The organism is Thiobacillus sp., assembly GCF_024708915.1.
This window is the reverse complement of the sequence record NZ_JANJXQ010000007.1, coordinates 1-8,651: the sequence shown is the minus strand read 5'-3', so window position 1 is coordinate 8,651 and position 8,651 is coordinate 1. Positions and strand designations below refer to the sequence as shown.

At 65.4% G+C, this 8,651-nt stretch carries 10 protein-coding genes; 5 read left to right on the top strand and 5 right to left on the bottom strand.

The genetic code is table 11. The features are described from left to right. Window positions 1-70: 70 nt before the first annotated feature. Together Q0L94_RS00825 and Q0L94_RS00820 are read left to right on the top strand one after the other, a co-directional pair. Complete coding sequence (locus tag Q0L94_RS00825) at window positions 71-607, top strand: TlpA disulfide reductase family protein (RefSeq protein ID WP_296749176.1); 537 nt, start codon at window positions 71-73, stop codon at window positions 605-607. Next, window positions 604-837 (top strand): SlyX family protein, encoded by a 234-nt coding sequence (locus Q0L94_RS00820; RefSeq protein WP_296749174.1) that lies wholly within the window; start codon window positions 604-606, stop codon window positions 835-837. Before Q0L94_RS00825 ends, Q0L94_RS00820 begins: the two co-directional genes overlap by 4 nt. A gap of 154 nt (window positions 838-991) precedes the next feature. Here the strand turns inward: Q0L94_RS00820 and Q0L94_RS00815 are convergent, their stop codons facing one another. After that, window positions 992-1,294, bottom strand: a complete 303-nt coding sequence (locus Q0L94_RS00815) for a hypothetical protein (RefSeq protein ID WP_296749172.1) — start codon at window positions 1,292-1,294, stop codon at window positions 992-994. Between the two features lie 223 nt (window positions 1,295-1,517). On the opposite strand from Q0L94_RS00815, the gene Q0L94_RS00810 reads away from it, so the two are divergent. Then, entirely contained in the window at window positions 1,518-2,414 is an 897-nt protein-coding gene (locus tag Q0L94_RS00810) for a serine protease (RefSeq protein WP_296749170.1), read from the top strand. Between the two features lie 25 nt (window positions 2,415-2,439). Here Q0L94_RS00810 and Q0L94_RS00805 read toward each other — a convergent pair whose 3' ends face one another. The 4 genes from Q0L94_RS00805 to Q0L94_RS00790 form a co-directional block, all read right to left on the bottom strand. Beyond that, a complete protein-coding gene (locus tag Q0L94_RS00805; protein ID WP_296749168.1) occupies window positions 2,440-2,886 on the bottom strand; it encodes a YhcH/YjgK/YiaL family protein in 447 nt (148 codons plus the stop codon). Between the two features lie 7 nt (window positions 2,887-2,893). After that, the gene (ettA, locus tag Q0L94_RS00800) at window positions 2,894-4,558 is read right to left on the bottom strand and encodes an energy-dependent translational throttle protein EttA (RefSeq protein WP_296749166.1); all 1,665 of its coding nucleotides are present in this window, start codon (window positions 4,556-4,558) and stop codon (window positions 2,894-2,896) included. Window positions 4,559-4,837: 279 nt separating this feature from the next. Beyond that, window positions 4,838-5,332 carry a TlpA disulfide reductase family protein gene (locus tag Q0L94_RS00795; protein ID WP_296749164.1) on the bottom strand — a complete coding sequence of 165 codons (495 nt, stop codon included), beginning with the start codon at window positions 5,330-5,332 and terminating at the stop codon, window positions 4,838-4,840. A gap of 14 nt (window positions 5,333-5,346) precedes the next feature. Beyond that, on the bottom strand, window positions 5,347-5,919 hold the full coding sequence (locus Q0L94_RS00790) for a gamma carbonic anhydrase family protein (RefSeq protein ID WP_296749162.1): 573 nt from the start codon (window positions 5,917-5,919) through the stop codon (window positions 5,347-5,349). 66 nt (window positions 5,920-5,985) lie between these two features. Here Q0L94_RS00790 and Q0L94_RS00785 point away from each other — a divergent pair, with 66 nt between their 5' ends. Together Q0L94_RS00785 and Q0L94_RS00780 are read left to right on the top strand one after the other, a co-directional pair. After that, window positions 5,986-8,043, top strand: coding sequence for a M3 family metallopeptidase (locus Q0L94_RS00785; RefSeq protein ID WP_296749161.1), 2,058 nt, complete (start codon window positions 5,986-5,988; stop codon window positions 8,041-8,043). A 134-nt stretch (window positions 8,044-8,177) separates the two neighbouring features. Then, window positions 8,178-8,651 (top strand): glutaredoxin family protein (locus Q0L94_RS00780; protein ID WP_296749159.1); only part of this gene is annotated, 474 nt, incomplete at its 3' end.

Genomic DNA, 8,651 nt, shown 5'->3' with positions numbered 1-8,651 from the left:
CCGCGGCAGGTAGAACAGCCCGGCGAACCAGCTCACCACCATCACGATATGAAACGATTTCAGCCACAGCATGGATAGACAAGCCCTCGTCAAGAAGTGGACGCCGAGTCCGCTGACCCTGATTCTACTGGGTTTGATCGTATACCTGTGGTTCCGCCCGCCGGCCGACGTCAGCGACGAGGACCGCGCCGCGCCGCCGTGGCAGGTGACGCTGACCGACGGCCGCGTGCTGACCAGCGAAGCCCTCCGCGGCAAGGTCGTTCTGGTCAACTTCTGGGCGACCTGGTGTCCCTACTGCCGCAAGGAGAAGCCGGTGATCGACGATTTCTGGCAGGACCATCGCGCACGGGGCTTCGAAGTCGTCTCGATCAGCGTCGACGACCCGCCCGACAAGATCGCCGCCTGGATGGCGGACAAGGGCTACGCCTTCATGGCGGCACCGACCAACGCCTCGGTGGCGGCCGCGTTCGGCCACGTGGCGAGCGTGCCGACCTCGTTCGTCGTCGACGCCGAGGGCCGCATCCGCCACAAGATCGCCGGCCAGGTGCATTATCCCCGGCTGGAAAAACTCGTCGCCCCCCTGCTCCCCGGAGCCGCGCAACCATGACCGTATCGCCCGACAGCCTTCCGGCCTCGGCACAGGCCCGCCTCACCGAGCTGGAAACCCGGCTCGCGTTCGCGGACGACCTGCTCGAGACGCTCAACCAGACCGTCGTTCGCCAGCAGGCACAGATCGGCCTCCTGCAGGATCAACTCCGCCTCCTCCACCAGCGGCTCAAGGACGCGCTGCCGGAGGACGCGCGCGGCCCCCGCGACGAAATCCCGCCGCACTACTAGACATCCAACCTGCCACGCAGGCAGGCGTTCGCACGATCGAAAAACTGGAAAGATGGCTTGTGCGCCCCCGCGCAACGATCGGCGCGGGCAGCCCCTCTCGGGTTCACCGCGCGCCGACCCCCGCCGGGCGTCTGCATGCTTCAGTGGGCCGGCATCACGGCAGCGGATCGCCCTCGCCTACGCGGAAGACATCCCAGCCGTCGCTCGCCTCGGAACCCATGGACGTGCCCATGTAGGACTGGTGAAAATCGTCGATCTTCACGCCGTCACCCACGTTGAACACGTCGAATCCCAGACCCTCGGTACCGGTCGCGGGGCTCTTCTCATAAGAGCGGCTGATGCGTTCACCCTCTCCCGTGTAGAAGACATCCCAGCCCATTCCCGGCTCGCCGGCCATGGAAGCGGGAACCATTAGAAACATGCTCACGATTGCAATGCTCATTCGGACGGTTTTCATGATGCACCTCCTTCCGAAATCGGAAGGCCGGCAGCGCGGTTCGCGCCCTTCGGCCGGAACTCCCAAGCCTGAAGCCGGTCTTCATGTACTGATTATCGTTATCCTCCTTTTTCTTTTTAGATGGTCCAGCCCGCCGTGAGCATCGAATTTTTGTATCGCCGATGTGACCCGCAAGGGGCATAAATTCCCGATGCTGCAACGCGGCCGTTTCCTTGCCTTCGCCGTGGCCCTGCTGCTCCCGCTTGCGGCCCCGGCCGCCGCACCGGACCAGCCGGCGTGGGAGGAATGGGTGCTGAAAATCGAGGTGACCCGCAGCGACGGCAAGAAGGAACTCGGCTCAGGGGTGCTGGTTGCGCCGGAGCGCCTTCTCACCAACTGCCACGTGGTGCGCAACGCCAAAGAGATCAAGGTGTCCAGCGCGCAAGCCTCCTGGCTCGCGAGCACCCAGAGCGGGGACACCTTCCGGGACCTGTGCCTGCTCAGGCTCCCGGGACATCCCGGCAAGCCCGCGCCCATCGCCGACCCGGGCCAGACCCAGGTCGGCCATCCCGTCCAGGCGGTCGGTTATTCCGGCGGCACGTTCACCGTCACGCAGGGCCACATCAAGGGCCTCTTCACCTGCGCCTGCGACGGCGGCAGGGTGATCCAGACGTCCGCCCGGTTCGACCCGGGCGCAAGCGGCGGCGGCCTCTTCAACGACAAGGGCGAACTGGTCGGCATCCTCACCTTCAAGTCCCGCAGCGGCGGCATATTCCATTTCGCCATCCCCATCGGATGGATGAAGCAGCTGCCGGCCCTGCCTGCGTCGGACATCCCCGACCAGGGCCCATTCTGGGAAAACCCCTCGCGCAACAGCGGCTATTTCCTCACCGCCTGCGACCTCAGCGCAAGGAAGAAATGGCAGGAACTGGCCCGGCTCGCCCTGGAGTGGGTGAGGGAAGACCCCTTCAACCCCCAGGCGTGGATGGCGTCGGGCCGCGGCAACCTTGGCCTGGGACGCGTGCGCGAGGCCATCGGCGATTTCCAGAAGGTACTGGAGCTGGACCCGACGCACGGCGAAGCCCTGTGGGAACTGCAGAAACTCGAGCTCGAACTGGGCGAACCGCTGACCGGCCACTGAAGCGGCGGCAAAGCCCGGTTCCGCGTCACACGGCGATTTTCATCACCACCTTGCGGATCGTGCCTGCGCCCACCAGCGGCGCGTGCGCGTCGTCGGGAAAGAACACGCAGAACGCCCCCGGCGGGGTGGCGACCCAGCTCACCGGCGCGTCGTCGAAGAACCGGATGTCGCGCGCGGTGTCGTATTCGGTCGCCGGCGCCACACAATCGGCGAGCGACTTCCACCCCATCTCGTCGACGCCCTCCAGCACCAGTTGGATGTCGATGTAGCGGCGGTGGCATTCCAGCTTCGCTTCCGACCGCGTGCGCCCCGGACAGGCCTCGACGATGGCGAACAGCTGCTCGCCCTCGATCGCATGCCTGCCGGGCTCGAGTGCGCGCAGATCGGTGCCGCGCAGGAATTCGAAGGCGCGCGGAAACAGCGGATGGAGCGCAAGGTAACGGTCGGCCTGGGCGAGGGTGTCGAGGATCATCGCACGCTCACCGGCTGATGGGCTTGTAGCGGATGCGCTTCGGCTTCGCGCCCTCCTCGCCGAGGCGCTTTCTCTTGTCGGCCTCGTATTCCTGGTAGTTGCCGGGGAAGAACACCACCTGCGAGTCGCCCTCGAAGGCGAGGATGTGGGTGGCGATGCGGTCGAGGAACCAGCGGTCGTGGGAGATCACCAGCACGCAGCCGGCGAACTCGAGCAGCGCGTCCTCCAGCGCGCGCAACGTTTCGACGTCGAGATCGTTCGACGGCTCGTCGAGCAGTAGCACGTTGCCGCCGGCGATCAGCGTCTTCGCCAGGTGCAGCCGCCCGCGCTCGCCGCCGGAGAGCTTGCCGACCAGCTTCTGCTGGTCGGCGCCCTTGAAGTTGAAGCGGCCGAGGTAGGCGCGCGCCGGCGTCTCGTAGCGGCCGACGGTGAGGATGTCGCGGCCCTCGGCGATCTCGTCGAAAACGGTCTTGTCGGCGGCGAGCGCGTCGCGGCTCTGGTCGACGTAGGCGAGCTTCACCGTCTGGCCGGTTTCGATTTCGCCCGAGTCGGGCTTTTCCTGGCCGGTGATCATCCTGAAGAGGGTCGACTTGCCGGCGCCGTTGGGGCCGATGATGCCGACGATCGCGCCGGGCGGGACGCTGAAGGAAAGGTTGTCGATCAGCAGGCGGTCGCCGAAGGATTTGCTCACGTTGTGGAAGTCGATGACCTTGTCGCCGAGGCGCTCGCCGACCGGGATGAAGATCTCCTGCGTCTCGTTGCGCTTCTGGTACTCGACCGAATTGAGCTCCTCGAAGCGCGCCAGACGCGCCTTCGACTTGGCCTGGCGCGCCTTTGGATTCTGCCGCACCCATTCGAGCTCGTGCTTCATCGTCTTGATGCGCGCGGCTTCCTGCTTGGATTCGGTCTCCAGGCGCGCCTCCTTCTGCTCGAGCCAGCTGGTGTAGTTGCCCTTCCACGGGATGCCGTGGCCGCGGTCGAGTTCGAGGATCCACTCGGCGGCGTTGTCGAGGAAGTAGCGGTCGTGCGTCACCGCGACCACCGTTCCCGGATAGCGCACCAGGAACTGCTCCAGCCAGTCGACCGACTCGGCGTCGAGGTGGTTGGTCGGCTCGTCGAGCAGCAGCATGTCGGGATTCGACAGCAACAGCTGGCACAGCGCGACGCGGCGCTTTTCGCCGCCGGAGAGCTTGCCGATCGCCGCGTCCCACGGCGGCAATCTCAAGGCATCCGCCGCGATTTCCATCTGCGTGTCGAGGTCGGCGCCGGCAGTGGCGAGGATGGCCTCGCACTTCGCCTGCTCCTCGGCGAGCTTGTCGAAGTCGGCGTCGGGCTCGGCGTAGGCGGCATAGATCTCATCCAGCCGCGTCTTGGCGGAAACGATCTCGCCCAGCCCCGCTTCCACCGCCTGGCGTACCGTGTGCGCAGGATCGAGCTGCGGCTCCTGCGGCAGATAGCCGATGCGGATGCCCGGCATCGGGATCGCCTCGCCTTCGATGTCCTTGTCGACGCCGGCCATGATGCGGATCAGCGAGGACTTGCCGGAACCGTTGAGGCCCAGCAGGCCGATCTTTGCGCCGGGGAAAAACGAAAGCGAAATGTCCTTCAGGATCTGCCGCTTGGGCGGCACGATCTTGCCGACCCGGTTGAGGGAATACACGTATTGCGCCATGAATGAATCAATCTGGAAGAAGTGAGTGGTTGTTTGCGTCCGGGCACGCGTCGAACGCGCAGCCCTTGTCCGGATTGCGGCCGACATGACTGCCGTCGGCACACGGCTTGACGTCCGCGGCACAGGCGCCGCCTTGGTCCGGCAGCGGCGGCGGCGGTGGCGCCGGCGGCAAAGGCTTGTCCGCAGCGGGCCGCGAGGCCGGCCTGGCCGCCGGGTCTGTGCCGGCCAGGCCACATCCGTTCAGCGTGAACAGCAGCACGGCAGCAGCAAGTGCTCTCGTCAAGACAATTCCCTGTCGAGCAAAGCCTTCAGCTTGACGAAATCGAGTTCGCCCAGCTTTTGTTCGAGGATGTGACCGTTCTTGCCGATGATGAAGCTGGTCGGGGTGAGCTGCACGTTGCCGAAGGCGCGCGCGTGCTCGCCGTCGACGTCGAGCGCGACCGGAAACGGCAGTCGCCGCGTCTGGACGAAATTGGTGACGTAGTTGGGCGGGTCGTAGCTCATCGCCACCGCGACGATCTCGAAGCCGCGGCCCTTGTACTGGTTGTAGGTCTCGATCATGCCCGGCATTTCCTTGATGCAGCCGGGGCAGGAGGTCGCCCAGAAATTGACCAACACCACCTTGCCGCGCAGCTCATCGAGCACGATGGACTTGCCCTCCAGCGTGGTGAAGGTGGCTGCGGGCGCGCCGGGCTTGTCCATCAGGGCGTAGGCCAGCGCGCCGACGATGGCCAATACGGCGACGGCGACGAGAAGCGGTTTGGTGTATTTCATGGGCTTTTACCTTGTTAACGGGCAGCTTGATCCTGCACCTGGGATTGATACGACCGCGCCAGCGCGACATAGTGCTCGGCCGAATAGCTGAAGTAGGCGATTTCTTCCGTGGTCAGCGCACGTACCAGCTTGGCCGGACGTCCCAGATACAGATGGCCGGATTCGAGCACCTTGCCTTCCGGCACCAGCGAACCGGCGCCCAGCAGCACGTGTTTCTGTACCACCGCGCGGTCGAGAATGATGCTGCCCATGCCGATCAGGCATTCGTCTTCGATGGTGCAGGCGTGCAGGATGACCGTGTGGCCGACGGTGACGCGCGCGCCGATGAGCAGCGGCCCGCCCGCCGGGTTGGCCGGCGTCCTGTGCGATACGTGCAGCACGCTGTTGTCCTGGATGTTGCTCGCCTCGCCGATGGCGATCGCATTGACGTCGCCGCGGATCACCGCGCCCGGCCACACCGAAGCATCGGCCCCGAGGCTGACCTCGCCGACCACCGTGGCGCGCGGATGGACCCAGGCGCCGGCGGCGAGCGCCGGGGCAACGCCGTGATGCGGCGCCAGCGGTTGAGCATAAACCTTGTCTGTCATGGGGTTGAAAATCCGTCTACGAGCCGAAAGTATAATTCCCTTCCTCCCTCACTGCTGGTTGCCGCCATGAATACCCCGATGGGCATCAATCCCCTGCTCGACTTTTCCGGTCTGCCACGTTTCGCCGAATTCAAGCCCGAATTCGTCACCCCCGCCATCGACCAGCTGCTGGCCGACGCCCGCGCGGCGGTGGCGCGTGCGGAAGCTGCCGACACGCCGGCCGAGTGGGACGCCTTCGTCGCCCCGCTCGACGACGCCAACGAAAAACTGGGCCGCGCCTGGGGCCAGGTGTCGCACCTGCATTCGGTGATGGACTCGCCCGAACTGCGCGAGGTCTACAACGCCAACCTGCCGAAGATCACCGTCTATTACGCCGAACTGGGGCAGAACGAGGCGCTGTTCGCCAAGTTCAAGGCGCTGAAAGCGCGCCCCGATTTCGCCGCGCTGTCGGCCCCGCGCCGGAAGATCGTCGACAACGAATTGCGCGATTTCCGCCTCGGCGGCGCCGAACTGCCGGCCGACAAGAAGGCGCGCTTCATGCAGGTGCAGGAGGAACTGGCGCAGCTGTCGGCCAAGTTCGAGGAAAACCTGCTCGACGCCACCAATGATTTCGCGCTTTTCATCGACGACGCGGCCGAGCTTGCCGGCGTGCCGGACGACGTGCTGGCCGCCATGAAGGCCGCCGCCGAAGCCGACGGCAAAAGCGGCTGGAAGATCACCCTGCACATGCCGTCCTACCTGCCGGTGATGCAGTACGCCGACAACCGCGCGCTGCGCGAGCAGATGTATCGCGCCTACGTCACCCGCGCCTCCGAATTCGGCAAACCCGAACTCGACAACACCCCGCTGATTGCCGGTATCCTCAAGCTCAGGCGCGAGGCGGCAGAACTGCTCGGTTTTTCCAGCTATGCACAGGTATCGCTGGCAGCCAAGATGGCCGACACCCCGGCCGAGGTGCTGAAATTCCTCGACGAACTCGGCGTCCGTGCCCGCCCCTACGCCGAGAAGGACTACGCAGAACTCAAGGCCTTCGCCCGCGACGAACTCGGCCTCGCAGACCTGCAGGCCTGGGACACCACCTATGTATCTGAAAAACTGAGCGTGGCTCGATATAGTTTCTCCGATCAGGAAGTGAAGCAGTACTTCCCCGAGCCGCGCGTGCTGGCCGGCTTGTTCAAGCTGATCGAGACGCTCTACGGCCTGCATGTGCGCGAGGATCAGGCGCCGCTGTGGCACCCCGACGTCAAGTTCTACACGCTCTACGACCGCAGCGGCCAGCGCGTCGGCCAGTTCTACCTCGACCTCTACGCGCGCGCATCCAAGCGCGGCGGCGCCTGGATGGACGACGTCATCACCCGCCGCAAAACGGCTGACGGCATCCAGACGCCGGTGGCCTACCTCAACTGCAACTTCTCCGGTCCGGTGGGCGACAAGCCGGCGCTGTTCACCCACGACGAGGTCATCACGCTCTTTCATGAAGCGGGCCACGGCCTGCACCACCTGCTGACGCAAATCGAGGAGCTCGGCGTCTCCGGCATCAACGGCGTCGAGTGGGACGCGGTCGAACTGCCCAGCCAGTTCATGGAGAATTTCTGCTGGGAATGGGATGTCCTCAAACATATGACCGCCCACGTCGACACCGGCGCACCGCTGCCCAGGGAACTGTTCGACAGGATGCTGGCGGCGAAGAACTTCCAGGCCGGCCTGCAGACGCTGCGCCAGATCGAATTCGCCAGCTTCGACATGCATCTGCACGACGACTTCGATCCCAGCGGCCCGCGCACCGCGCTGGACCTGATCGACGACATCCGCCGCCAGGTCGCGGTCGTCATCCCGCCGGCCTACAACCGCTTCCCCAACAATTTTTCGCACATCTTCGCCGGCGGCTACGCGGCGGGCTACTACAGCTACAAGTGGGCGGAAGTGCTGTCGGCCGACGCCTACGCGCTGTTCGAGGACGAGGCCGCAGGCTACGGCGGCGTGCTCAACCCCGAAGTCGGCCACCGCTTCTGGAGCGAAATCCTCGCCCAGGGCGGCGCGCGTCCGGCGCTCGAATCGTTCAAGGCCTTCCGCGGCCGCGAACCCACCATCGACGCCCTGCTGCGCCACAACGGCATGGCATGAGCGACGCATACGATTCCGCATGGGCCCGGTGGCTTGCAAGCGCGACCTGCCTTGACGCCTTCAGGCTGCTCGCAGGTAAAGCCCAGCCCGGTTATGGCCGTTAGAGCGGAGAATCAGATCGTTCGGAGCACGGCATGAAAGCGGGACTCATCATGGTAGCGGCCTGGCTGGCGGCGGCGAGCGCCCCGCTTGCCGCCGCTCAGCTGTATCAGTGGAAGGACGCACAAGGCCGCGCGGTATACAGCGACCAGCCGCCCCCGCCCAGCATCAGGAATGCCCAGCAGAAGGCCTTCAAGGGCAGTGTCATCGAGGTTGGTGAATCCTATGCCGCCAGAACCGCGCGCGAGAAATATCCGGTCACCCTGTACGCCAGCGCCTGCGGCGCGCCCTGCGACCAGGCGCGGCAACTGCTGAACGAGCGCGGCGTTCCCCATAGCAACAAGGATCCGCAAGCCAGCCCCGAAGCTCAGGCCGAACTGCAAAAACTTACCGGACGCTTGAGCGTTCCGGTGCTGGTGGTGGGCAGCGACAAGATCGACGGCTTTGAAACCGGGCAATGGCAATCCGCGCTCGACCGCGCCGGCTATCCAAAATCCGCCTTGCCGGGC